Raw genomic sequence first — 25,788 nt, 5'->3', positions numbered from 1 at the left:
AAAATATTCAATATGCTCTGAGGTGCAATGTACGAAGAAGCATTTAGCTGAATGAATAGACATTTGGAGTAAATGTGGAAGAATTTTATATACCGTGTAGCGGATAGAAGGAAAACATTATTATAGAACGCTTATATAGCCTAATTCTTTTGAGATAGACTCTGCTGTTTTTACAACATGACGAATCATAGATTGAGTATCCTGCCCAACCATATAGGATACAGGTCCTACCATGTTAAGAGCAGCAATAATTTGTCCTGTATAAGACTTAATCGGGGCAGCAATCCCATATAAGCCCATCTCATTTTCATTGTTACTGATGGCATATCCATTTGAACGAATAACTTCAAACTCATTCTTTAATTTTTCAACACATGTAATCGTATTTGGAGCTCGGCGAAGCAAGCCTCTTGAGATGGTCGGCTTAATCATGGAAGGATTGAATGCAAGCAATACTTTACCTGTGCTTGTACAATAGGCAGGCTTTGTATCACCTATAAAAGTAGGAACTGAAACTGAGTTTGAAGAAGCTACTCTGAGAACAAAGCGGACTTCTCCACGATCAAGCATTCCGATATGTACAGTCGCATTAAACCTTCTTACAAGGCCTTCACATAGAGGAAGTGCTTCTGTGTTGATATCTTGCTGATACATCACGTGGTTGCTCCATTCTAGCAATTTCCATCCTAATCTATATTTTTTCTGGCTGTCTTGAATCAATATGCCCTCTGAGCACAGAGTACGAACTAAGTGATGTACTGTGCTTGCATTCATGTTTAACTTTTCTGCAATCTGCAAGTTTCCTAACGCGGGTTCATCTTTGGTGAAACAATTTAATATCCTTGAAATTTTTTGAACAGATGAAATCACAATTTCTCCTCCTCAAACGAGTTTGATACAGATGAAATCACTAAAATATATTTCGTATAGTACGTAAAATTTAAAGGATAGTTTTTCTTCTATAACGAAGATGTATAAACAATAGGAGTTTATGAGATTATGAATGATTTCGTTGCTCTCTGCCCAAATACCTACATAATTTTCATAATTTAATGAAAAAAATGTAAACTGCATATGGCATTTAGTCTATATTTCAATTACTATATGTAGTATAAATACTTTTATATATCAAATGATTACTGATTCAGTTCTTTATTCTTTCCATGATTTTAATGGTGAAAGAGGTGCGAGCGGTGGACATAACAGAAAGTCTAGTCACTTATATGGATGATAACTTGCCTACATACTTACATGAATGGCACCAGAGAATCGTGATATCGAATCATGATGTACATAAAGAAAAAGTGATAGAGAATGCCTTACATATGGTTGAGCTCGTTAAACAATCCTTACGAGGCGAGCTATCTCCTGAAAAAATTATGCACCTCGCACATGAAGTAGCGCTTCAGCGGTTAGAAGCCAAAATTAATATTGGTGAATTTGTTTATAATGTGAACCTTGGACGAAGTGAAATCGTCCGTTTCGTGACGGGCTCCGGCATATCTATTGAACAGCTTCAGCCCGTAATTGAAACGATCAATTCACTTTTTGATGAGTTTTTATATCACGCGGTTAAGAAGTATACACAGTTGAAGGATATCGAGATTGAGGAAAAAACAGAATTCATCGATCAAAGTCACAAAGAACGTTTAACCATTTTGGGGCAGATGTCATCTAGCTTTGTACATGAGTTCAGAAATCCGTTAACAGCTGTTATGGGATTTGTAAAACTCATGCAGCAAGAAAATCCAAACATGAAATACATTGATATCATCAGTCATGAATTAACTCAATTAAACTTTCGAATCTCTCAATTTCTTCATGCCTCTAGAAAAGGGGTACAAGAACGTGAAGCGGAGGATTTTGCTTTAGAAGATTTATTCACAGATATCTTAGATTTTATGTATCCAAGTTTAGTTGATGCAGATGTTACGGTTATTCCGCGTGTTGATCCTACGATTACTTTGCGGGCACACAAGGATGAGTTGAAACAAGTTTTGCTTAATCTCATCATGAACTCGATCGATGCGTTGCGCCAGATGAAACAGAATCGCCGAATCATGATCTTTAGCAAGATCGAAAATAACGATAACGTACATATCACCATTTCTAATAATGGCCCAGCTATTCCACCTGAAACAATCAGTACGATCTTCGAGCCCTTTTTTACTACAAAAGAATTGGGGACAGGTATAGGACTATTTGTGTGTAAAAAAATTATTGAAAAACACAATGGTTCCATCAGTTGTTCATCCGATGATAACATAACGACCTTCACCATCGTACTTCCTCTTCAAGGTACTATGCAGGAAGAAGAGACTTCTCAAATAGAAATATAGAAAGGAACTTGGAAAACGTCCAAGTTCCTCTTTAATATAGAAAAAGAATCTTCCACTAGCAAATACTACCGCATAAACCCTTAGTGCATCTCTTCCCGATATAAAGGCATTGAACAGCAGCGGAAAGATCCACCTGATTTTATGATCTCAGAAATGTCCACTTCGAGTATTTCATAACCTCTTTCACGAAGCGCCCTATTTACGTTTTCATTAATAGGAAGACTCAAAACCTTTTTGTTTCCTATTGATAACACGTTCGTACCCAACGTAAATTGTTCTTCTTTCTCTACTTCAATCACATTAAACGTAGAAGCAAGCATCTGATAGTCTTTTTCTTCGAAAGCTGGTTTGTAAATCAGAGCATCTTTTTCAGACAAAATGTTAAATACACAATCTAAATGTAGATAGATAGGATCAAATGGAACTGCTACGACATTCATATGAGGAACCTGTGATTGAAGTTCTTGAATGGTTTCCTCAGACGTTCTTCCACTCACCCCGATATAAACGGTATCACCATGGACGATTACGTCTCCACCTTCAATCCTGTCTCCTTCGATCAATGAAAGATTGATCTGGTGTTCTAACAACCAGTTTCGCAAGACCTTCTCTTCACCATCTCTAATGTTGCTTCCCATCCGGGAAACGAAGACGGTTTCACCGATCGTAAACCCTATATCGCGAGTGAAAACTTGTTCTGGGAACTTTTCCATCGCAGGAAGCTTATAAACGTCTACACCATTTTTTTTCATCGTATCTACGAATAGTTGGTGCTGTTTCATCGCTCGTTTCATGTTGATGTTATCTTTAGCAAAATGGCGCTGTGTTTCATTAATAATTTCATCGATCTTCATATATCTCGGTTCACACACAATTACTTTTTTTAATGTGCCGTATTCACTATCACAGTTCACGTATTTGTATTCTCCTTTTATTACGGTAGCCATCTATAATCCTCCATGCGCTCATAAGGTATTTATAAGGCTCTTCCCTAAATCAATAGTCCCGTAAACGTTTTTTGCATCTTTCATTAGTTTATTTATATTTTTTCCAAAAATAGCTAAAAGTTAACTTCTTTTAAAAATATTTAGGAAAATACAACAAAACAGCTGACTCAAAGGTACCCTAAGTAAGTACCTTTTAGAATCAGCTGTTATTATTTATTGCCACCATTCATCATGAAGAGATGCGGGAAGCTGTCTTTTATGTTCAGTTTGAAGATAACGTTCTTCAATTCGCTTTGCTGTTTGATCAGCAACGACTTTTCCTTCTAGATAATCGTCTAATTCATCGTACGTTATACCTAATTCTGTTTCATCGGCTTGCTGTGGTTTTTCATCTAATAGGTCAGCCGTTGGTTGTTTGACATACAATTTTTCTGGCGCTCCTAATTCTTTTAACAGCATTTTACCTTGACGCTTTGTTAAACCGGCGAGTGGAAGGATATCTGCCCCTCCATCTCCATACTTCGTAAAAAATCCCGTTATCGCTTCAGCGGCGTGATCTGTTCCTATCACTAATAAGTTTGCCTGACCAGCTACAGCATACTGTGTGATCATCCTTACTCTTGCTTTGACATTTCCTTTATTAAAATCAGAAAGCGGCTGTGAAACATACGTTTTATAGTTTTTTGAAAAAACATCTACTGTTTCTTTAACATTGAAAGAAATTCGTTCATCAGGGTTAATAAATGACAGTGCAAGCTCAGCATCCTCTTCATCTCTTTGTGTTCCGTATGGCAGGCGAACGGCAACAAATTTCACGATGTAACCTGATTCTCTTAGCTCTTCTACTGCGACCTGTGCCAGTCGCCCTGCTAATGTAGAGTCTTGGCCACCACTTATCCCTAGGACGAAACCTTTTGCTTTTGATTGAACAAGGTATTGTTTTAAGAAGTTTATTCTGTTTCGTATTTCAGTCGAAGCTACTATATTTGATTTTGTATGGAGATCACTCATAATTCTTAACTGCAAAGACATTAATCATTCCTCCTATCACTTGTACAGATCATGTTTTTTTATATATTCGTAACAAGCGTCAGGCAACAGATATCTTGGCTCGCCACCTTTAGAAAATTCATCACGGATATAAGTGCTGCTGATTTCCATAGACAGTCCTTTATCGATCAGATGAAATTTTGTACCATCATCATGATTTCTTAGGATTGGAGAGCGAGAGATCGTTTTCACCATATTGATCTCGTCCCTTGCCATCACAATAAACTTATTGTTTGAGATTAACTCTTGGTCATACTTCCACTTACCATCTGCAATATCAACCAACAGATCTGCTCCCATAATGAAGTACACTTCATCATCAGGATATTTTTCTTTAAAATGTTCCATCGTGTAATACGTGTATACTTCCCAAGCTTCTTGAAGCATTTCATGATCATCCGCTATAAATGTATGATTATTAGATATTGCGAGTTGAAGCATCTCCCAGCGATGAGCATCTGAGGTTTTCATCGTTTTATCTTTTCGTTTACTTGAGCATGGTAGAAAAATCACTTTATCTAGTTTACAGCGATGTGCAACAGTACTTGCTGTCCATAGATGTACATTCGTTATCGGGTCAAAAGATGATCCATAGATTCCAATCTTACCCATTGTGAGATTCTCCTTCTTCCATTATTAACATAACTTTTGTTTGTACTTCCTGTATGTTCTTCATCTTGTTATCCCAGCATTCTTGACTAAGGTCAACAGGATATTCTTCCGGATGCATCGTGCGTTTATATTCGTCCCATAGCACTTCAAGGTTTTCTTTTGCAAAGAGCTGTATCTCTTTAAGAGTGGGAGTTTCATAGACTACATTACCTTCTACAAAAATATCTTGATGAAGCTCTTTCGCTTTAAAGTTTGTTACAAATTTACTGATAAACGTATGAACAGGATGAAACATTTTGAGTCTAGGTTCTTCTTGAGGCGTTTCATTGTCCAGTGCAATATAGTCGCCTTCAGATTTATTATTCAATGTATTGATGATTCGATAGACTTTTTTCAAACCAGGAGTCGTTACCTTTTCAGGATTTCCGCTGATTTTGATCGTGTCTACCATATTTCCTTGTTCGTCTTCAATTGAGACGAGTTTGTAGACCGCTCCTAAAGCTGGCTGGTCATAAGCAGTGATCAGTTTTGTACCGATTCCCCAAGAATCTATTTTTGCACCTTGGGCTTTTAGATTAATAATCGTATTCTCATCTAGATCATTTGAAGCAATAATCTTAGTATCTGTGAATCCTGCCTCGTCAAGCATCTTTCTAGCCTCTTTTGAAAGGTAAGCAAGATCTCCACTATCTAAACGAATTCCCTTAAAGTTGATCTTGTTTCCTAATTCTTTGGCAACCTTAATCGCTGTAGGTACTCCAGATCGCAATGTATCATACGTATCGACTAAAAACACACAGTCTTTGTGACGTCGAGCATATTTATGGAAAGCTGTATATTCATCACGGTACGTTTGGACGAGAGCGTGAGCGTGAGTACCTGCAACAGGTATACCGAACCGTTTTCCTGCTCTAACATTAGAAGTAGCTTCAAAACCACCGATAAACGCGGCTCTCGTTCCCCAAATCGCTGCATCCAACTCTTGTGCTCTGCGTGTTCCAAATTCCATCACTCGTTCTTCTCCAACTACTTGTTTAATGCGGGATGCTTTTGTAGCGATGAGTGTCTGATAGTTCACGATATTTAGAATAGCTGTTTCAATAAGCTGTGCCTCTGCTAATGGTGCTTCTATTCGTATGATAGGTTCGTTCGCAAAGACCAGTTCTCCCTCAACCATTGAGCGAACAGTACCCGTAAATTTCACTTGCTGCAGATACTCCAAATAATCTTCTCCGTACCCCAGTTCTTCTCGAAGGTAATCAATATCAGTTGTTGTAAACTTAAAGTTCTTCAAATAATCTATAATTCTTTCTAATCCAGCAAATACAGCATAACCGTTCCCGAAAGGAAGTTTACGAAAGAAGACTTCAAATACAGCCTTTTTATTATGAATGTTGTCCTCCCAGTATGTTTCCGCCATATTAATCTGGTAAAGATCTGTGTGGAGCGTTAAGCTATCATCAGCATATTGATTGTTCATTTTCATTACCTCCAAGTGAATGATTTTTAGATAACTTTTGCGTTCAAACAACTCTTAAAATGTCCTAATGCCCACTCATGTCCTGCTTGGTTGAAGCTCGCTACCCCTTTTTCATGAACAACGATCTTAAGTCCGGCATTGTAAGCATCGACAGCTGTATGAAGACAGCAAATGTCTGTGCAAACTCCTACGATGTGAACCTCTGTAATACCACGTTCGCGAAGCTTCATTAATAAATCTGTTCCCACGAAGGCACTGTATCGAGTCTTATCCATCCAATAAACATTCGATTTTGATTTATGTGTTTCATAGACTTCTTGAAGAGATCCAAAAAGCTCACGACCATGTGTTCCTTCAATGTTATGTGGGGGAAAAAGCTCGTTCTCCGGATGAAATTTATCATCGGCATAATGCTGATCAATGGCAAAAACGACAAAATCATCGTTTTTAATAAATTGTTCCGTGATAGAAGTAATCTCACTTTCAATATCCTGACCTGGTTTCCCACAAGTTAGTGCACCTTCATCTGCCACAAAATCAAATGTGTAGTCAATATTGATTAAAGCTTTTTTCATCATAAATTCCTCCTCATATTGTTTTGGTTAACTATTAACGATTCGTTAATTATTATCCGTAAAAAAATTTGGTTAATATCGCGCTGTATAGATCGGCTTTAAAATATCCATTTCAATAAATGTATAAAGTTTTGTCGCTCTCTTTGATGTTCTTGTGGTTGTTTTTCCTTGTACTTCTTGAATAAAAGGAAGAGATTTAATCTTTCTTGAAAATGACTGATCGCTTAAAATTGCAGGATCATCGGTTACAGTTCTTAATACGGCCTGTAGTTCAGAGTAAGTAAAGTTTTCAGGCAGAAAGTTTTTAGCTACAGTCGTTTGCAATAAATCGTTTGTGATCACTTGAATCGCATCTCCAATGATTTGTTCATGATCGAATGCCAGGTCCAGTTTCAGCACATCTTTTATTGAGAACAACTCAATATCTGCCGCATCATCTTGTGCTTTTCTTAGCGATAGATACGTATCAGGAACAATCGCATAATGTGCGTTCGAGATAATCCATCCTCTAGGATCTCTACCAGGTTTGTCGTAAACGCCAAATTGTTTAATATGAATTCCAGAGATATTCGTCTCTTCTTCTAGCTCTCGTTTAGCTGCTTGAAAGCCTGTTTCATCGTCTTGCACGAAACCTCCAGGAATCGCCCACTTGTTTGCTTCGATGTTCAAATTCCCTTCAGAATCAAGTCCCGCTCTTTTAATCAGCATGATTTTAAGGTCCATCGTTGGAGGTTTATACGCCTCATTTTTTTCTGAGATTATTGTAAAAACGCAAATATCGGAAGTGTAACCATCTGGTGTACGATATTTTTTGATGTCATATTGTTTCAAAGCTTGCTTATTAGACAATGGTGTACCTCCTTTTTCAATTAACAAAATGTTTATTGTTAATTTATTTATATTCTATTTACCTCTTTTTGTCAACGGTTAAACTTTATTTTTTTTTGTATCGATTTTTGTTCACGTTGCTCGCTTTTTGCGAGGCAGGCGATGAGCGTACAAAAAAATAAAAAACCACCCGAGAAGACGAATCCACCCGGATGGCTATTTCTATTGTGTGTGCATAACTGCTTTTTTATACTTGGAATCAGCCTTTATTTTCCGGTCGAACAAAGCTCATCTTTTCTTTGTAATCCGGTAAAAATGGAAGGTCAGGGTAATGTTTCTCCACGAGGTTAAAAACTTCTCGAATCAACAGTTCTAATTCTTTTATACTCTCATGAACATTTTGAATGAGAATAGAAGATAGCCGCTCATCTAAATAAACTGGCTTTATTGTGAAGATCTCGCTATATTTATGCATCCACTTAAAGGACGGATGATGAATATACAATTTATTCATACCGAATAATGTTCCAAGAAGTTTCTTCTGAACACCCACCATCAAATCATACAACATAATCCACTCGTTCCTATCCAATAGAGCATAACGGTTATTCCACCTACTCCATAAAGCTAGATTTTCTTTGATCATGTTTTGTGCTAATTGATCTGGATACACTTCCACTTCTTTTTTCATTTCACTAATCACGCGATCTCCGTACAAACTCACTCCATAAAATAGGGATGAAGCCATGCACTGTTTGCCGTAATCCACTTCAAACTCTTTCACTACTTCTTTTATCCACTTATTAGCTGTAGTTGTTAAGAAACTGCTGATCTCAAACTTTACATTTTGAGGTGTTAAATAGCTCTCTGCCCATTCTTCCTCTTCAAACGGATGAAACTCAATGATTGATCCATCTACCTCGCGAATAGGAAACATTCTATCGTCATCAGTCGGAGGTTCTGACCAGAAAATATTTAGTTCAATATCTGAATGCTTGTCTTCCCAGCCTCTTGAAACAGACCCTGCCAATAATACAGCCTGCACTTTTTTATTTTCTTTATAAATAGCTGCCATTTTACTAGCCTTATCTTTTAGATTCAATATCAACTCTCCCGCTTTCATCTAACTGAACTTGTTTCTTAAAGTCTACTAACATATGTAAATTATTGATAGTATTAGATTATCATAGTTTAAACATTTATCTGCTACTTATCTGTTAAGTGAAGAACATGCATTTAACAAACATGGTCAAACGATGTTTAACCCTTGGCAAGTAATTAGAATTAGCGACCTCAAATAGGCGTGGGCTGACTTTACATGTAAAATTTATAGAAAACTTTAACAGAGAACGGTGGGATCAATCGATGTTACATACAAAAAGAATTTCTTTTCGAGAGATGGTAGCTGAAGATTGGATAAATGTTCATAAGTATGCCTCACAAGAAATTGTGTCTCAATACCAGCCATGGGGACCGAATGACGAAAATGATTCTATTACTTATGTGAATGAAGTTATTAACGATGCAAAGAAAAATCCTCGTGGACGATATGCGTTTGCAACTGTTGAAAATCAATCACAGATGTTGATCGGAGCTGGAGAACTACAGATCACCTCTTTGACAAATCGTGTAGGTGAGATCGGTTATGTGATTCATCCTGATTATTGGGGAAAAGGATTCGCAACAGAAACCGGGCAACTATTGCTTAAGTTCGGTTTTGAAGTTCTGCAGCTTCATCGCATTTTTGCAACATGTGACCCCAGAAATAGAGCATCAGAGAAAGTTTTGATGAAATTAGATATGAAGTTAGAGGGAAAAATGCGGGAAACCATCATGCTAAATGACGGATGGCGTGACTCTCTATTATTCAGTATGCTAGAGCACGAATGGACAAAGAAAAAAGGACTCGGTTAAGAGTCCTTTTCTACGTTTTATTTATGATGAAACGGACATTTTCCCGCTATCGGTTCAACATCGTCTCCAATAAAGTATTGTTTCCATTCACGGTGTTCAGGGTCCCCATAATGACTGATATTCGGGTGTTTCGGAAGATTATCCCACTTCTCTACCCGCTCTCGAACTTTTTCCCGAGACATCGCTCCGCCTGGTGAAGTACCTTCTAATCCTTCAAAAATGCGGCGAGGCTGGAATCCGAGAACTAAGCTATTCCCAAGATCTCTTGTTTTTCTTTGTTTGTATGCGGGCGCGTTTCCGAATACGAAATAAGGCTCATTATCAAATGAAAAAGCGAATAAGTGATGGTCCGGATCTTTCGGTATATGCTCTGGCCAAGGTTGATTATCTGTTTCGTGCAGTGACTGAAGCATTTTCCAAAAATAATCGCGGTAATACGGAATGTCTTTCTCTTCTTTCTCCGGTTCAACAAACACAAATAGTCCGTGACGAATCAATTTAGGTGCGTCAAAAAGTTTGTTAAACTCTCGAATCGCTTCGGGAAGGTTCGACCAATCATCATGCGTCACATAGGCATAACGAAGCTCCCCCTTATTCTCAGCAGCCATTCCAAAATAACAAGGAAAGGTCTTGTTGGTCACCGTCTCATGAAAAGTCTTATACTCTTCTATCACCCAAGCTGGTACTTTTTCTGGATTCGTCATATCTTCTTTTTTCAGCAAACATAATTGTTTCGTCTCCACTCAACCACTCCTCTAATCTGTTAATGAGGAATTTCCCTTAAGCTACTTTGTTAAAACATGAATGTTACTTCTTCTTTTTTCCAGTCCATCATTCGCTCTAATTGTTGTAGATGACGGGCTAACCAGACCATTTCTTGCTGAAATCGTTTCGGAGGCTCTCCTTCATGAGGAGTGACATCGATCCACCACGTACTTTCCATGTACCATACTAATTTTAAAGCTATCACTAATCTTTCAACTGATAATTCATTTGTATTATTGTATCCTTTAAGAAATGCCTGGACAGCTTTACGATTTAATGTATTATTTTGCAGACATGTTGAGATGATCAGTCTGCCTATATCCAATTCTAAGAAGTCATAGTTCATTCGATCAAAATCGAGAATTGCCGATATGTAATCACCCGAAAACAGCAAGTTATCTACCCAAAGGTCACGATGGCACCAGCCAGGGGTGAGATTTCCAAACAGCTCTATATTAAACGCTAAGGTTGCAGCCATTTGAAGTTCCATCAAAGAACGGACATGATCTAATCCTTGTTCATCACACTTATTGATTTTAGATTGCCAATATTCCACACGTTCTGCTATAGAAGGAACCTTAAATACCGTTTCTGATTTTGCTTCTAATGTTCCATCATTTAATAACGCGTGCAGCTTTCCAATTTCTTCACCGACAGAATGCATCTGTTCACTAGAAACATTACCAGGTGGATTTAACATTCCTTCCATAAAACGCATAACGGTAAAGCGTTCACCTTCTGTCGACTTCTGTAAAAGATCACCTTTATAAGACAAGAGCTCAGGACAGACTAAACCTAATGAAAACAACCGATTTTGTGTTTGAAGGGTTGATAGTATCATTTGAAGGTCGTACTTTTTCATCCGCTCTTTGTTGTATTGCTTGATTAGGAAAACGCCTTGGTTCGTTTCTATCTTCCATTTTTGATTGAGCCAACCTCGATTGATCGGTGTACATTTATCCATTTCAAAACCAAAACGTGCTTCTACTTCTTCTTTTAAATGAGTCCAAAGACTTTCATTCGAAATACCAGTCTCCACTTCATTCACTTCTTTCTAACTGTTACTAGAGTTCTTGCCATTTTGTCCAAAGTGTTTCATCTCTTTTTATGTAATTTCCCTCATCTCGGTCCATGTATCCGTTCACAATAAATTCTCTGCGAATGGTACAAAAATCTTCATGATACGTTTTAATAAATTCATTGATCTCTCTTTCCGTATAGGACTGGTTGTCATTCAGCTGCTGAACTAAATATTCTAACACCACTAGCTTTTTCTTCTTTTGTGAAGGCATGTTTTTCAATCGTCCTTCTTTGTTTAGAAATGCGTTTAATACACTCTTTTGGTAGCTATCTAGACTAGTTGTCATTATGGTAATTCCTTTCTTTACAGTGATTGATCGTCCATTTTTCAATGTCTATAAAACCTAACCGCTTGTAGATGCGGCCAGCCTCTGGATTGTCATAGAATAAAGTAAGTGTCTTGTTATCTTGAAAAAGGTTATGCATCAGGTGTTCTACACAGATGCTTGCCAATCCTTTTCCCTTTTTTTCGGGTAGTGTACAAACTCCTGAAACCATTGCTGCGACAGATGTCTCGCAAACTGTAGATGCTGATGAAATCAACTTGTCATCTTCTTCGATAACGAATATTCTAGACCATCCATTACTCATCTGATCCATAAAAGACTCAGGTTTATATTCTCTCTTAAATTCAGGAACTTCTTGATAAAAAGAGATGAGCCGAGGAACTTCTTCTTCGCTTAAACATCTGACTGAATCAGAATGGTTATGATTCGGTGTGGGGTCACATTTTGCATAATAATAACTTTCGCGTTTTGAGTAACCTTCTGTAATCAAAGGTTCTATCTCTTTCGTTAACCGTTCTATTCCATTAACTTGTTTCTCGTTTGTATCGGCATTAATCATGTCCGCAATTACCTGCACATTACAACCTGATTCCCAATACGGTGTATATTTGTTCTTAAATTTACACAGCACAGCGTTCAACTCACCATCGGAATCGAACTGCCCCCATAGGGTTTGAATATCTGCTTCGTACCCATATGCTTCTATTCCCCACAATGTAAACAGGTTCTCTGCTGGTCGTTTACTTAGAAGTCTCATTACATCTTCATGATCACTTTGATTTAATTTTCTCATATTCTTAAACCCTCAACTTATACAGATTGGGATGGGCTATTACGTTCAAAACCTAGATAACGTGCGCCTTGAAAAGTAAGTGTCCCTTGATCACCTTCAACTAACATGCCATACATGGAACTCCATTCGGATCCCGCTCTCCACTTGAAACGAGGCATAATACCATATTGAAGCAGACGTTTCGTTAGAACCACCGCTTCTTTTCGTTATCCCTCACAATACCCACCTACCATAATATTACATACAGGAATAAAAAAACAGAAGTTTCAGATTAAATACTTGCATTTTACGGTACGTGTTCTTATTTCGGTTACACGTTCGCCGGTAAATGGTCTCTTTCTACCTGTAGAAATATCGTAACCACCTGTAACTGTGAACTCACCACCCGAACGATCGCTCTTTCCACCGGTAAATCGCAACTCATCACCTAAAAGCACAAAAAAAGGACTTCCCGTTTACCAGGGAAGTCCTCATTTTCTAATTATTGAACAGCCATCTCTTTGTTTTTGCGAATTTCATAAAGTGCATTTCGTACTTTTCCAAACTCAGAGGCATGTGGACGGTCATCTCCATCTCCATAACCGTAATCTACCATTCTATTTCGGTTCAAACATAGCTTTGTAAGCTCTGGCTTAAAGAAATCAAACAGCTTAAAACGATCTTCTAGATGTGAGAATCTTGCTTGGTACGATTCAATACTGTCTACCAAATGTGACCAGAATGCTTTTTCTTCTATTAAACCGTTACGTACCATTACGTTTGAGAGATAACGCAGATGACAGATAAATAGTCCCGTGAAAATAAATTGCGTTAAACCTTCAGGTGGTTCACTTCGTAATACAGCGCGCAGCTCCTCTGTTACACTCTCTAACTCTTTGAATGGCTGATCTGAAATATTCACGTCATCTACATAATCTTTTACTGCTAACCTCTCAGGCTGGTAGTCTTTTAAGATCAGTATCGTGTTCTGACCATGCGGTGAAAAGACTGTTCCATATTGATAAAGGAAATGAAGCAACGGTGGCATCACAACACCAAAGAACTTCTTCATCCATTCGTCAGCAGTTAACCCAGACTTTTCAATAAGACTTTGTACATAAGGCTTTCCGTTTCCATCAACATGATGAAGTGCGGCAAGCGTGATCGGTTGTTCACCGTCTTTTAGATACGTGTAGATACTTTCACGCCAGATTGTTCCTAACATCTCCAGATATTGATAAGGTGCTCCTTTTAGCTGGCTATAGTGAGGGTGATCTACATTAATGCTCGCAACCTCTCCCGGAAGGACCACTTCACATTCGTCACGTAAGAAACTGTCACCTTCAAAAATTCCTTTGATGTGCTCTGTAACGCGAGGTGCGATCAGTGTTCGTTCTGACGGAAGTCCACGATACACAAGCGTGTTTAAAATACTCATCGGAAGCTTGACATGAGATTTCAGCGGGTTTGTCACATTAACAAACGTTCGAACAGACTGTTGTGGCAAGTAATGATCCGTTCCTTCTTCTAAAGGAACAATCATGCCTGTCGCTAGATCCTCAGCAAAATTTTGAACTAAAACGTTATTCCATTGCCATTCATGTACTGGCATAAAATAATAATCTAGCGGTAATTTCCCGTTCTCTCGTAAAATCTCATTAAAGCGCTGAACAAGAACACCATCTAGTTCTCTCATTAAAAGTTTTTCATAATGAAGTTCTTGTACAGATTGAAACTGAGCACGATCGCGATGAACGGCAATCCAGAACAGCTTTGTTTCATTCTGATTTTCAGGAGCGTATTTGTTATAGTCATCGAATCCAAAACCGATACGACCTTTGTTGTACGTGATCCATGGATGACCTGACATCTCTCCCTCAAGCTCGGCATAATCAAGATCTACTAATTGGTCAGACGTTCTTTTATGATTGTTTAAAAGATTCGCATCGGCAATAAGTGTATGGTTTAGTTCCTTGATAAGGTGACCCGCTGTTTCGGAGGACATGCCGATCATCGGCTGAATATCCATCAAAAAGCGAATCGCATGGATTGCAGATTTCCATTCACCATTCTCAAGCACTTCGATTGATTCCGGATCTACATCAAAGCTTTCAAATAAACGTTTTTGGGCAGTAAAACGATATTTGCGTTCTTCGTTCACTGTAAAAATGTATCCCTCATCTTCTTGCTCTGGGAAAATCATCTCTTCATACATATATTCTGCAAACATCTTAGCTAACAAATTTTTGTTCACTTTTTCCCACGTATCTTTTTTTAGCATGGACTCTGTTTCATTTATATAAAGCATGTTCTTCCTCCTTATGTAAGTGCAATTTTCCTTTGTTTCTTTCTCTCGAGTACGTTCCCCATAAGAAAATGAGTAAGTGGAGAACAACGAACAAACTAGCAAAAGTAAATACGGCTGATATTGAACGGGTGTTAACGATGGATGATGCCGCGACTGGAGCTAGCAGCAACCCTACATTTTGAATCGCTGAGATTTTGCTATAGTCTCCATGCATATTAACACTCCACTTAAAGATAAATACGTCTATTTTTGCAAGACACCAAGCAGCACCTATACCGAACATACAGCGGAAAAAGATGAGTCCCGCGATACTCGTTTCGATTCCTTGAAGAAACAAACCGACAATAATCATGCTCGCCGCACCAACATAGCCGTACCATCCTAACCGTTCACTGTATTTTTTTGTGAGAGGCAATGTGACGATTGCCATCAGACTCGGAATCAAATACAACCAACTGCTCATCATCGTATTCGTGCTGTAGACATTTTCCGTGTATATTGTAAAAAATGGCCGAATCATATTTACTGCAAGATGAAGCGTTAAAACGATGATTCCAAAAAACAAGAATTGAGTTATTAAGCTTCGATGATTTGTTTGTTCTAAATCTGATTCTACAATTACGTTTTTGTTTACTTTTTTTAAGAAAAACAGGCTAAAAACTGCCATTAAACATTCAATAATTCCAACGATCCAAAAGATCAGTAAAGGATTATCCATTCCTATAACCCATCCAGACAGAATAGTCGCTGTAACGATCGCACCTTGTAAAACGGCATGATAGCTGGCTGCTGCCCCTGTTGTAGAATTTCGATTCTCAGAGATTAAAATGGTATACAACAGAAAGTAGCTGCTCTTAAAGATCAATAAAAGTACACTCGCTGCTACAAACATTTCAAAGCTTTGTGAGATCGCCATCAGAAAGCAAGAAATTCCTGTTCCCCATTGTCCGATGATTAATAAGGTAGAGCTGTTATTACTTTTGTGGGCGATCAATCCCCAGATCGGAGTAAAGACTACAACGACGAGTCTGCACGTCATAATGTAGAACCCTGTCAGGTCCGGATCATTTATGCCATATACCTTTTTAAAAAATTGAGGATAAAAAGGCGATAGTAATACTTCTGTGCATACGAATAGAAAGACACAGCTTAATAAAAAAAGGTTTAACGAACGGTTGCTGGTTTCCATGAAGGTTCCGTTCCAAAATTCTGAAACACATTTTTTGTAGTAACAGGATACATTTCCTTCTCAAAAAGCGTATTGATAATAACTGCGTTTCTATGTGCGCCAAGACCAAGATCTGGAGCACCTACACCATGAGTATGAAGCTCTCCGTTTTGAATAAAGATGTGGTTATTTTGCAGACCCTTTGTCTCCAAACGATAATCACTAGTAATCTGATAGCGATTCTTAGAATCCCATTGAATCTGATCCTGCATCTTCATTAAGAAATGCGGAAATGCTGGAGCATAGCCTGTCCCTAACACGATGACATCAGATTTCAATTCAAACACTTCTCCTGTAACGTTCTGACGAAGTGTAAGCAAGTGAGTATCTTCACTTCTTTCAAGATGAACAAGTTCGGTCATCGCCTGTAGGTGAATATCAGGTTTATGTTGTCCAACTGATTTTTCATAAAGCAGATCATAAATATCCGCGATCGTGTCCATGCTGATCCCTTTGTAGAGAAGGTCTTGCTTTTTCAAAAGCTCATCCTTCTTTGAAGAAGGGAGGTTGTAAAAGAAATTCGTATAATCGGGCGAAAAATATTCAAGACCAAGCTTCGAATATTCCATCGGGAAAAATCCTTTTGATCGCGTGAACCAGTTTAAAGAATAAGAGTCATTATCCTGATGCTGCGCTAAATCATAAAACACTTCTGCTGCACTCTGACCAGAACCGACGACTGTAACTGAATTTGCGTTAAGAATCTCTTCTTTTCGATCTAAGTATTGTGAAGAGTGGATGACCTTTGCACCAAGTTTCTTCTCTATATGCGAAGGTATTGATGGAATCGTACCGATGCCGACAGCAAGATGCTTCGTATAGTACGTCTGTGTTTCCCCGGTTTCTAAAGACTCTACAATCACTTCGTATACCGAACTCTCCGCATCTTCAACCGGCTGAATGTGTTCAACTCCCATACCAAATGAGCAAGAATCAAGCTGACTCGCTACCCAACGGCAATAGTGGTTGTATTCTTTTCTCGGGATATGAAAGTTCTCTAAAAAATAAAAGTGGTATAGTCTATCATGTTTCTGCAGATAGTTTAGAAACGTGTATTTGCTTCTCACATTAGCCATACTAACTAGATCTGCAAAGAATGGTACTTGTAGTGTCGTACCATCAATCAGCATTCCTTTATGCCAGTTGAATTCTGTTTTCTTTTCAAAAAAGAGCGCTTTTTTACCTTCTGTTTCATCTAGCATAGCCGCTAGCCCAAGGTTGAATGGACCGATGCCGACACCGATGATGTCATATATCTCTTTATGTTGTGATGGTTTGAAAGACATCTCTCCATCTCCTCTCGAACGTTTCTCTATGACAATACATGAGCATCCCGGTCTTATCCGGCAATTCGATCGGCTTCACTTTTTCAAAGCCGCACCTTTCAAACACATGTATCATCTTCTCATTTTGAATATCAGGTTCAGCGATTACTTTCTCAGTCCCTTTTGATAAAAACTGATAATGTACGATGGCACGTAATAAGGGAAGTGCGTAACCCTTCCCAATAAAAGATTCTTCTCCGATCAAAAGATGAATTCCCTGGTCTTTAGGATGTGGATCATAGCTCTTCTCTACCACATCTCCTTTTACCCAGTATGCTTCCCAATAGCTCATCGGAACTCCATCTATTAATCCCATATACAGCGTTTGATGCTGATCAGCCAGGAAAGTTTCTAAATGCTTTCTGTATTCTTCAAACGAGACATCCAGTTTCCAGTATGGAATCACATACGGTTGCTGCTGCCACTTATGGAGAAGTGATACATCCCGCTCCAAATCTACTTTTACATACGATAACGTCTTTTGGATGGTGTGATCATAGAAACTAAATTCTGGCTGCATCTGTTTTCATCACCTTTTGTAATGGGTTTGGGATCTTTGTGTAGACAGACTGTGTTTCCAGAGAACCAACAAGCTCATCCATATCATGAAAACGAGTAAGTAAGTTCGCTTTACACGGAAGTTCTTCCGCATCTAGTAAGCTTCTGATCAGGCCTGACTTTCCGTCTGTTAACGTATCATGGTGTTTCAAACGATGACGTAGCATGTCCATAAGTTCTTCTTCTGCGACAAGATTTGCGGTTCCAAATCCGTTGATGAGACCAAAGAGATGGTTCATGAAGAAATAATAACGGAACCGTTCGATCGCGACATCGTCACTGCAGATCGTTACACTCTTACGATTTAGGCTTGGAAGCTGTTCAACGAGCAGATCAGCTTTTGATTCGCTATAATAGTAACCTTGATTATCACGGTAATAAAAACGCTTCGGATAGCCATTCTCCATTTGGACGATCGAGTTCTGCTGATGCGCTTCAAGTGCTACACCGTATCTTTCGTACAGCCACAGCATCGGATCTAGAGCGATTGATAAATATTGCTGGAACCAATCTTTACTGACTTCTTCTGTCGTTCTGTTCTCTCTTTGAGCGATGTCATGAATGATTGAAGCAATTCTAGAGTTCCCTCCAAAACCGTGGTCCTGACAAAGACCTGCTACTAAACTTGCATTTCTATCATTCTCGTAAAAAGGATTCTCTCTGATCACCACTTCAAATCCAGATGTCTCTTTATTTGTAGGGATATTTAAGAATGCCGGATCTTTTATGATCTGAAACGATGGGTAGATCTCCTTCATCTCTTGTCCGATTATCGATTGCATGAGTCGAGAAACTTCTACCCCTCTATGCAGTTCTTTTTCAAGATTAACGCGCAGTGAATTTGTAATCTTCACAGGTACAGAGAACTTGAACATATATTTAAAATTGTGGCTGTAAACAGAACGCATTGATGATGTTGCCGAGAACAGCTCACCGAATGGACCGATGTAGCTCAACTTACCGTCTTTGATTAAAGTTTGAACAAACGTATCATTCAGTAGAACTTGAACTTGTAAAGGATGAACAGGTATGAAGACTGACTCATCACTAATCTCTATCTGTTTGCCGAACTCCTCATCCCGTTGTAGTAGCGTCCGAGTTATTTCTTCTGCTGTCACTTCATCTGCAGTATCCTGATCGACGATCGACTTGTCCGCTTGAAAGAAATGGAGCTGGAACGTTCCCTTAAGTTCTGGGGAATAGAGAGATTCCTCTTCATCACTCATGCCTTGCTTGCTTTTTGGAGTCGGGTGAAGCAGATGACCAAACAAAAGGGACTGCTCTGCTTCAATGAATGTAAACTCACTGCTTTCTAAATTCACGGAGTCACCTTCACGTGCTTCTAGGTACCGTTGTATGTTCTTTTTACTTAAAATCGTCCGCAGCATCAATTCATCTTCTGCATCCTCACGATCTTGTTTTAGCAACAATTCTTTTGAAAGAATGGCAACAAGTGAAATGTAATCGAGTGTTATCACGTTTTCATTGTTTTGATAAAGAATAGGAAAGTGAAACAAATGTCTGCCTGTTAAAGACCAATGCTTGATTGCCGCAAAGATCGCTGAACCTTGATTCCTAAGTTCAATCTTCACCCATCTGTCCGGCGTCTCCCCACTCCATCCTAAATGATCAACCGTATCTTCAAAGGTAACAAATGCTTGTGTTTCTCGAAGATAACAATTTAAAAAGCTCTGTATGCTCGCATTTTCTGCTTGTTGTTTATGATTTGTCATTGGGTGATCCCCCTGTTTTCGTACTCTGCTGCAAATTGAGTAATGCTATGAAGAATATCTTCAATATCCACGATTGTTGTACGTGGATTCAGTAAAGTAAACTTTAAAAAGACTTCATCCTTCACTTTTGTTTTCGCGACTAAAGCTGTTCCTGTATGAAGAATTTTTTTGTAGATATAGGTATTCAGTTCATCTAATGAATCAGTTGGTGCGTCAGTATAACGAAATACAATAGCATTAATTTCGGGATTTACGTTACACACTTCAATCTGTGGGTTCTGATCCATTACCCCTGCTGCCTGATTCGCAAGATGAAGCGTATAATCAATCATGCTGGCGAAGTTCTTTTCGCCAACGATTCGTAATGACATGAAGAGCTTCAACGCGTCAAAACGCCTTGTCGTTTGAACCGATTTGCTCACTAGGTGAACGAGTCCATCTTGTTCGTCGTTCTCAGGATTCAAATAGTCTGCATGATGTGCAATATATTTGAAATTTGCTCTATCTTTTACGAAGAAAGCTCCACAGCTTATCGGTTGATAAAACTGCTTATGAAAGTCTATCGTAATGGAATCTGCTCGCTCAATTCCTGTTAACTTATGAAAATGCTTTTTACTAAGAAGTAACGCACCCCCGTAAGCTGCATCAACATGAAGCCATAATCCATGGTTTTGAGCAATAGCTGCAACCTCTTGAATCGGGTCGATACTGCCGAAATCCGTTGTCCCGGCCGTTGCAACTATACACATCGGGACAAGTCCACCACTTCTCAAGCGCTCAATTTCTTCCCTTAATTTAGCAGTATTCATCTTTTTATGTTCATCCGTTTCAACCGTTACGACTGCCTGTTCACCTAGTCCAAGTTGAAACGCTGACTTCTTCACGGTAAAGTGAGCATCTTCTGAACATAAGATACGAAGCTTATGCGACTCTGGTGGCAATCCGTGAACTTTTACATTCCATCCCCATCGTTTATCACAAAAGAAATCACGAGCGAGTAGAAGCCCCATATAGTTCGATTGAGTACCACCACTCGTAAATGTCCCATCTGCTGAAGATGAAAGGATAAGCTTGTTACTTACCCATTTGATCAATCTCTCTTCTAAATAAGTAGCCGTTGAGCTTTGATCCCAAGAATCCATTGATTGATTTAGTGCTCCGATGATCAATTCAGCTGCAATGGCTGGGATAAGAGGTGGACAATGTAGGTGTCCCATGCTCGTCGGATGAGAAACATGTATGCTGTTTCTCACAATTTTCTCCATAACATCTTTTAGTACGGTTAACGGTTCTTCTCCGTCACTCGAAGTGAGAGATAGTTCATTTATCTCTGTCTCGATCTCAGTAGGAAATAAACCGTTATAAGCATCTGAATTATCTTTATAAAATCCACTTAACAGATGCTGAGTTTCAAGAATGGTTTGCTGAAAACTTTGTATCCCCGCTCCGCTATCGTTAAGAAAAAAGCGATCAAAATCAGTTGTATTCATCTAGCACCTCTATTTTAGTGCGGCTCTTACCGCATCTGTGAAAATTGCGATTACTTCATCCAGTTGTTCCTCTGTAATGATAAGCGGTGGCAAGAATCGGACAACGCTGCCATGCCTTCCGCCTACTTCTAAGATCAATCCTCTGTTAAAGCATTCTCGTTGAATGCGGCTAGCGAGTTCAGAGTTTGCTGCATATGTTCCTTTTAATCCAGTTGGAATGCGCGGGTTCACAATTTCTGCCCCTACCATCAAACCTCGGCCTCGAACATCACCGATCTCAGGAATTTCATTTTGTAGGATTGAAAGTTCAAGCATAAGTTTCTCGCCAAGTTCAGCAGCATGCTGTGATAAGTTGTTTTCTTTAATATGACGCAGTGTTGCTGTTCCAGCTGCCATAGCCATCTGGTTTCCTCTGAACGTTCCGATATGCGCACCAGGTCCCCATTTATCCAGTTCACGATCATAGATCACAACAGATAAAGGCAAGCTTCCACCGATCGCTTTAGACAGAACGACTACATCCGGAGTAATTCCAGCATGTTGAAAGGCAAATAGTTCACCAGTGCGTCCGATACCTGTTTGCACTTCGTCAATGATTAATGGAATGTTACGCTCTTTCGTGATGCGGCGGATCTCACGCAGCCACTCAACTGGCGCAGGAATAGATCCACCTTCTCCTTGTACAACTTCTAAAATCATGGCCGCTGGAGGAAGGATTCCGCTTTCTGGATCATATAAAAGATTCTCAATATAGTTAGCGCTGATTCTCCACGTATCTTCTCCACCCATTCCGAACGGGCAGCGATATTCATATGGATATGGCATAAAGTGTACATCTGGCATCAAGCCTTGCACGCTCTGTTTCGGCCCTAAGTTACCAGATAGCGCCATCGTTCCGTGCGTAGCGCCATGATAGCCTCCTTGGAAAGATAGGATGCTTCTTCTACCAGTTGCTGTTTTTACAAGCTTGATCGCTGCTTCGATGGCATCTCCGCCAGTCGGTCCGCAGAATTGAATCTTTGCACGTTTTGCGAATTCTTCTGGTAAACTATCAAACACTTCACTTACAAATTCCTCTTTTACTGGCGTTGTTAAATCCAGTGTATGTAAAGGGCGCTTGTCATGAAGCACTTTCTCAATAGCGTCTATCACTACCGGATGATTATGCCCTAGCGCAAGTGTTCCTGCTCCTGCCAGACAGTCAATATATGTCTTCCCATCAGCATCTTTTACATAGATTCCTTCCGCTTCTTCAATTGCGATTGGAATACGACGTGGATAAGATCTTGCGTTAGACTCTCTTTTTTCTTGTTGTTTTAGATATTTTTCATTCATCTCTATTTGTAGCATGCTCATCATTTATTCCTCCTAGTGGATTATCCGACACATCAGTGAAAATGATTCTCATTATTGATTACATGTATAACCTTAATTGATAATGATTATCATCGTCAATGATAAATTGTCCCTAAATTCTTTCCAGTTATTTTTAGCACTGGGTATGAGTAGTAGGTCTTAAGTCCTTGTATTTGTTCCTGTTTAAACGAATTTCTTAAGAAGATTCATTGATAATTGATAATCAGTGATATTTTTTTACAAAAAAAACGACCAGCCTCGGCCAGTCGCTTCCGTTCATCTTTTATTGTTTATCCAACACTTCAATCATTCGAAGTGCTACACTTCTACTCGATTGAGGATTCTGTCCTGTAACAAGTGTGCCGTCTGTTACCGCAAAATCTTCCCATTTTCCTGCCCGTTGAAACTCTGCTCCAAGTTCACGAAGCTTTGTTTCGAGTAAGAACGGTACTTCTTTCGTCAGCTGCATCTCTTCTTCTTCTTCATCCGTAAATGCTGTAACCGTTTTACCTTTTACGATAGGTGTACCATCTTTAAGCGTTGCTGTTGTAAGTCCTGCAGGTCCATGACAGACACTTCCGATTACTTTATTTGTTTGTGCCATCTGACTTACTACTTCTTTTAATGCGTCACTTTTCGGGAAATCAAAAACGGTACCATGCCCGCCAGGTAGATAGATCGCGTCATAGCTCGTTGCATCATCAGGAGTAAGTTCTGCAGTACCTTCCAACTGAGCCAGTGCTTCCTTATATGTTTCTTTATCTACACCTTCTAAGCTGTTCGGATCTAGCGGAACATCTCCACCTTTAATGCTTTTTACCGTAATATCATATCCTTTGTCACGAAACTCATTGAAAGGAACCGCAAACTCCTCTAACCAGAGCCCTGTCTTATTATTACCAATGTTTTGATGATTCGTTACGACGATCAATACTCGTTTTGTCATTGTTACACTCCCTTTCATTACATTACGTTTATCATTTTTCCCGAATCTAATGATTTAAAACACGATGAAATAATGAAGGTTTTAAAGGTAAGGTAGGTAAGGTAGTTTTGTAGAAATTTAAGATGGATTTGTCGAAAAGCCTATAAACTAATTTTTAGGGCCTATAAGTTTTATTGAAGGACCATAAATTAATCATGAGGGACTATAAATGATTTTGAAGGACTATAAAAGTTTGTTTAGGGCCTTTAAGTACCAAACTAAAAAAGCCTTCCAAACAACAGGAAGACTTTCACTCACTTCATACAAACTATTTATAAAACTCCGGATCATCTGGATCTGCACCATTACGTTTATCTTGATTTAGTGCAGATATACGCGTCATATCTTCATTTGTCAGTTCAAAGTCAAAAAGTTCAATATTTTCTTCGATTCGATGCTGTGTGACAGATTTAGGAATCGTGACTACCCCGTTCTGAAGATCCCAGCGCAAAATGATTTGAGCAACTGACTTATTGTATTTATCGGCAAGTTCTACCAATGTTGGGTCTTCAAAGATTTCTCCTTTTAAAAGAGGTCTCCAAGCTTCCAACTGGATTCCTTGCTCCTTACAGAACGTCAATAATTTTTCCTGCGACAAACGAGGATGGTATTCCACTTGGTTCACCATCGGCTTGATCTCTGCTTCACTCATCAAATCTTCAAGATGGTGCTGTTTGAAATTGCTGACACCAATCGCTTTAGCTCGTCCCTCATTATAAATTTTCTCAAGAGCTTTCCATGTTTCTTTATACTTTCCTGGCACCGGCCAGTGAATAAGGTATAGATCCACATAGTCTAGCCCTAGTCTCTCTAAACTTTCATCAAATGCTGATAAGGTTTTTTCATAGCCTTGGTCGGTGTTCCAAACTTTGGTTGTAACAAAAAGTTCTTCTCTTGGAACGTTTGATTCAGCGATCGCCTGACCTACACCAGCTTCATTGTCATAAAGACTCGCCGTATCAATGCTTCTATAACCTGAATCAATCGCCCATTTTATGGACTGGATGACTTCATCACCATCTTCAGCTTTGTAGACTCCTAATCCAATCCATGGCATTTGAACACCATTATGTAGAACTGCACGATCATGAATACTGCTTGGCATATTGAATCCCTCCTTGTAAACATTGTGGCACAATTTATATAAAAGTAAAAAATATTAAACTTTTTGAAGTTTATCTGCTGTTTCTTCTAAACGTTCATGAGCATTATCTATGATCGTAGATTCGCTCCAGGTAAATCCATCATTTTCATATCTCGGAATCACATGCATATGAAAATGAGTAAGATCACTAAACTTACCCCCATTTTGGTTAATCGTAATCCCATCAGGGTTAAAACAGTTCTCTAGCTTTTTTGATATGTATTTTGCAGCTTCCATTACAGCATTCGTTTCTTCATTCGTCAGCTCTGTTAATTCCTTAACATGTCTTTTAGGAAGAATCAGCGTGTGCCCCTCATTAAAGGGATCAATATCGAGAAAACATTGCACCCACTCATTTTCATAAACCGTATGTATTGGTAATACTCTATTTGCTAATTCACATCCTAAACAACTCACCTAGATCCACCCTTTCAGCCTTGCCAATAATAAGCCATGTGCAAGTTCACTATCTTTCCAAATTCCTTGTTCAATATTTCGGAATGCTCGCTCTATAGGGATATGAAATGCTTGAATCGTTGCTTCCTTTTTCTCTAGCATTTGAGATTTGTATTCCACAATATCTTTAGTAAAATATACATGCGTAACCGTATTACTCAAACAAGCACTAGGCTGTATACTCCCTAAGAAAACCGTTTCTCCACACACGATACCCGTCTCCTCAAGCAACTCTCTTTTTGCAGCTTCCATCGGATCTTCATTTTCGTTCATTCCACCACCTGGAAGTTGGATAATAACTTGATCTACGGCCGGTCGATATTGGCTGATCAATATGAGAGAATCGTTCTCTAACGCGACCATTACGGCTGCTTCATAAGGTATCTCTTTTAACGTAATACTTCCAAATTCATCCTCGAACACTTCAACATCTTTATCTCTGCTCTGATATACAAGTTCCTTTTTCAAAATTACCCCACCCTTTTACATCAGTTTCCTCTTAACATTATCCAAACTTGGAAACATTTTCAACTATGAGCTTATTGGAAATGTCACC

At 38.9% G+C, this 25,788-nt stretch carries 27 protein-coding genes; 2 read left to right on the top strand and 25 right to left on the bottom strand.

Going from position 1 to position 25,788, the window contains the following annotated elements; all coding sequences use genetic code 11:
* Positions 1 to 120 precede the first annotated feature (120 nt).
* Positions 121 to 870 carry an IclR family transcriptional regulator gene (locus IHV10_RS01820; RefSeq protein WP_197127057.1) on the bottom strand — a complete coding sequence of 250 codons (750 nt, stop codon included), beginning with the start codon at positions 868 to 870 and terminating at the stop codon, positions 121 to 123.
* 323 nt (positions 871 to 1,193) lie between these two features.
* Between IHV10_RS01820 and IHV10_RS01815 the strand changes: the two genes are divergently transcribed.
* Positions 1,194 to 2,339, top strand: a complete 1,146-nt coding sequence (locus tag IHV10_RS01815; protein WP_370568790.1) for a histidine kinase N-terminal domain-containing protein — start codon at positions 1,194 to 1,196, stop codon at positions 2,337 to 2,339.
* Positions 2,340 to 2,419: 80 nt separating this feature from the next.
* Here the strand turns inward: IHV10_RS01815 and IHV10_RS01810 are convergent, their stop codons facing one another.
* The 7 genes from IHV10_RS01810 to IHV10_RS01780 form a co-directional block, all read right to left on the bottom strand.
* A complete protein-coding gene (locus tag IHV10_RS01810) occupies positions 2,420 to 3,286 on the bottom strand; it encodes a dimethylarginine dimethylaminohydrolase family protein (RefSeq protein ID WP_197127055.1) in 867 nt (288 codons plus the stop codon).
* 213 nt (positions 3,287 to 3,499) lie between these two features.
* A complete protein-coding gene (gene nadE, locus IHV10_RS01805) occupies positions 3,500 to 4,318 on the bottom strand; it encodes an ammonia-dependent NAD(+) synthetase (RefSeq protein WP_197127054.1) in 819 nt (272 codons plus the stop codon).
* Positions 4,319 to 4,333: 15 nt separating this feature from the next.
* Positions 4,334 to 4,948 (bottom strand): nicotinate (nicotinamide) nucleotide adenylyltransferase, encoded by a 615-nt coding sequence (gene nadD, locus IHV10_RS01800; protein WP_197127053.1) that lies wholly within the window; start codon positions 4,946 to 4,948, stop codon positions 4,334 to 4,336.
* Positions 4,941 to 6,428 (bottom strand): nicotinate phosphoribosyltransferase, encoded by a 1,488-nt coding sequence (locus IHV10_RS01795; protein ID WP_197127052.1) that lies wholly within the window; start codon positions 6,426 to 6,428, stop codon positions 4,941 to 4,943. The genes nadD and IHV10_RS01795 overlap by 8 nt, the downstream gene beginning before the upstream one ends.
* Before the next feature lie 26 nt (positions 6,429 to 6,454).
* Positions 6,455 to 7,003, bottom strand: coding sequence for a cysteine hydrolase family protein (locus IHV10_RS01790; protein ID WP_197128151.1), 549 nt, complete (start codon positions 7,001 to 7,003; stop codon positions 6,455 to 6,457).
* A 72-nt stretch (positions 7,004 to 7,075) separates the two neighbouring features.
* On the bottom strand, positions 7,076 to 7,852 hold the full coding sequence (locus IHV10_RS01785) for an NUDIX hydrolase (protein ID WP_197127051.1): 777 nt from the start codon (positions 7,850 to 7,852) through the stop codon (positions 7,076 to 7,078).
* A gap of 238 nt (positions 7,853 to 8,090) precedes the next feature.
* A complete protein-coding gene (locus tag IHV10_RS01780; protein ID WP_197127050.1) occupies positions 8,091 to 8,933 on the bottom strand; it encodes a DUF4037 domain-containing protein in 843 nt (280 codons plus the stop codon).
* A 263-nt stretch (positions 8,934 to 9,196) separates the two neighbouring features.
* Between IHV10_RS01780 and IHV10_RS01775 the strand changes: the two genes are divergently transcribed.
* Positions 9,197 to 9,745, top strand: a complete 549-nt coding sequence (locus IHV10_RS01775) for a GNAT family N-acetyltransferase (protein ID WP_197127049.1) — start codon at positions 9,197 to 9,199, stop codon at positions 9,743 to 9,745.
* A gap of 17 nt (positions 9,746 to 9,762) precedes the next feature.
* Here the strand turns inward: IHV10_RS01775 and IHV10_RS01770 are convergent, their stop codons facing one another.
* The 17 genes from IHV10_RS01770 to IHV10_RS01690 form a co-directional block, all read right to left on the bottom strand.
* Positions 9,763 to 10,449 (bottom strand): YqcI/YcgG family protein, encoded by a 687-nt coding sequence (locus tag IHV10_RS01770; RefSeq protein WP_137790788.1) that lies wholly within the window; start codon positions 10,447 to 10,449, stop codon positions 9,763 to 9,765.
* An 89-nt stretch (positions 10,450 to 10,538) separates the two neighbouring features.
* On the bottom strand, positions 10,539 to 11,549 hold the full coding sequence (locus IHV10_RS01765; RefSeq protein WP_197127048.1) for a phosphotransferase: 1,011 nt from the start codon (positions 11,547 to 11,549) through the stop codon (positions 10,539 to 10,541).
* Between the two features lie 25 nt (positions 11,550 to 11,574).
* On the bottom strand, positions 11,575 to 11,877 hold the full coding sequence (locus IHV10_RS01760) for a DUF2087 domain-containing protein (RefSeq protein ID WP_197127047.1): 303 nt from the start codon (positions 11,875 to 11,877) through the stop codon (positions 11,575 to 11,577).
* Positions 11,867 to 12,670, bottom strand: a complete 804-nt coding sequence (locus IHV10_RS01755) for a GNAT family N-acetyltransferase (RefSeq protein ID WP_197127046.1) — start codon at positions 12,668 to 12,670, stop codon at positions 11,867 to 11,869. Before IHV10_RS01755 ends, IHV10_RS01760 begins: the two co-directional genes overlap by 11 nt.
* 17 nt (positions 12,671 to 12,687) lie before the next feature.
* Complete coding sequence (locus tag IHV10_RS01750; protein WP_370629634.1) at positions 12,688 to 12,864, bottom strand: DUF2500 family protein; 177 nt, start codon at positions 12,862 to 12,864, stop codon at positions 12,688 to 12,690.
* A gap of 72 nt (positions 12,865 to 12,936) precedes the next feature.
* A complete protein-coding gene (locus IHV10_RS01745; RefSeq protein WP_197127045.1) occupies positions 12,937 to 13,089 on the bottom strand; it encodes a hypothetical protein in 153 nt (50 codons plus the stop codon).
* Between the two features lie 62 nt (positions 13,090 to 13,151).
* Positions 13,152 to 14,957: an IucA/IucC family protein gene (locus IHV10_RS01740; RefSeq protein ID WP_197127044.1), complete on the bottom strand. Its 1,806-nt coding sequence runs from the start codon at positions 14,955 to 14,957 to the stop codon at positions 13,152 to 13,154.
* Positions 14,941 to 16,146, bottom strand: coding sequence for an MFS transporter (locus tag IHV10_RS01735; RefSeq protein WP_197127043.1), 1,206 nt, complete (start codon positions 16,144 to 16,146; stop codon positions 14,941 to 14,943). The genes IHV10_RS01740 and IHV10_RS01735 overlap by 17 nt, the downstream gene beginning before the upstream one ends.
* Entirely contained in the window at positions 16,122 to 17,471 is a 1,350-nt protein-coding gene (locus tag IHV10_RS01730) for a lysine N(6)-hydroxylase/L-ornithine N(5)-oxygenase family protein (protein ID WP_197127042.1), read from the bottom strand. The genes IHV10_RS01735 and IHV10_RS01730 overlap by 25 nt, the downstream gene beginning before the upstream one ends.
* Positions 17,446 to 17,997 carry a GNAT family N-acetyltransferase gene (locus IHV10_RS01725; protein WP_197128150.1) on the bottom strand — a complete coding sequence of 184 codons (552 nt, stop codon included), beginning with the start codon at positions 17,995 to 17,997 and terminating at the stop codon, positions 17,446 to 17,448. The genes IHV10_RS01730 and IHV10_RS01725 overlap by 26 nt, the downstream gene beginning before the upstream one ends.
* Positions 17,998 to 18,013: 16 nt before the next feature.
* Positions 18,014 to 19,801, bottom strand: coding sequence for an IucA/IucC family protein (locus IHV10_RS01720; protein ID WP_197127041.1), 1,788 nt, complete (start codon positions 19,799 to 19,801; stop codon positions 18,014 to 18,016).
* Positions 19,798 to 21,291 (bottom strand): pyridoxal phosphate-dependent decarboxylase family protein, encoded by a 1,494-nt coding sequence (locus tag IHV10_RS01715; RefSeq protein ID WP_197127040.1) that lies wholly within the window; start codon positions 21,289 to 21,291, stop codon positions 19,798 to 19,800. Before IHV10_RS01715 ends, IHV10_RS01720 begins: the two co-directional genes overlap by 4 nt.
* A gap of 9 nt (positions 21,292 to 21,300) precedes the next feature.
* Positions 21,301 to 22,647: an aspartate aminotransferase family protein gene (locus IHV10_RS01710; protein WP_197128149.1), complete on the bottom strand. Its 1,347-nt coding sequence runs from the start codon at positions 22,645 to 22,647 to the stop codon at positions 21,301 to 21,303.
* A 283-nt stretch (positions 22,648 to 22,930) separates the two neighbouring features.
* Positions 22,931 to 23,593, bottom strand: coding sequence for a type 1 glutamine amidotransferase domain-containing protein (locus IHV10_RS01705; RefSeq protein WP_197127039.1), 663 nt, complete (start codon positions 23,591 to 23,593; stop codon positions 22,931 to 22,933).
* Positions 23,594 to 23,900: 307 nt separating this feature from the next.
* Positions 23,901 to 24,737 (bottom strand): aldo/keto reductase, encoded by an 837-nt coding sequence (locus tag IHV10_RS01700; RefSeq protein WP_197127038.1) that lies wholly within the window; start codon positions 24,735 to 24,737, stop codon positions 23,901 to 23,903.
* 54 nt (positions 24,738 to 24,791) lie between these two features.
* On the bottom strand, positions 24,792 to 25,193 hold the full coding sequence (locus IHV10_RS01695; protein WP_197127037.1) for an HIT family protein: 402 nt from the start codon (positions 25,191 to 25,193) through the stop codon (positions 24,792 to 24,794).
* Entirely contained in the window at positions 25,194 to 25,700 is a 507-nt protein-coding gene (locus tag IHV10_RS01690; RefSeq protein ID WP_197127036.1) for an NUDIX hydrolase, read from the bottom strand.
* Between the last annotated feature and the right edge of the window lie 88 nt (positions 25,701 to 25,788).

Origin of the sequence: Fictibacillus sp. 5RED26 (genome assembly GCF_015903895.1) — a bacterium.
In the GTDB taxonomy this organism is placed as follows: domain Bacteria; phylum Bacillota; class Bacilli; order Bacillales; family Fictibacillaceae; genus Fictibacillus; species Fictibacillus phosphorivorans.
This window is presented reverse-complemented; position numbering and strand designations above follow the sequence as displayed.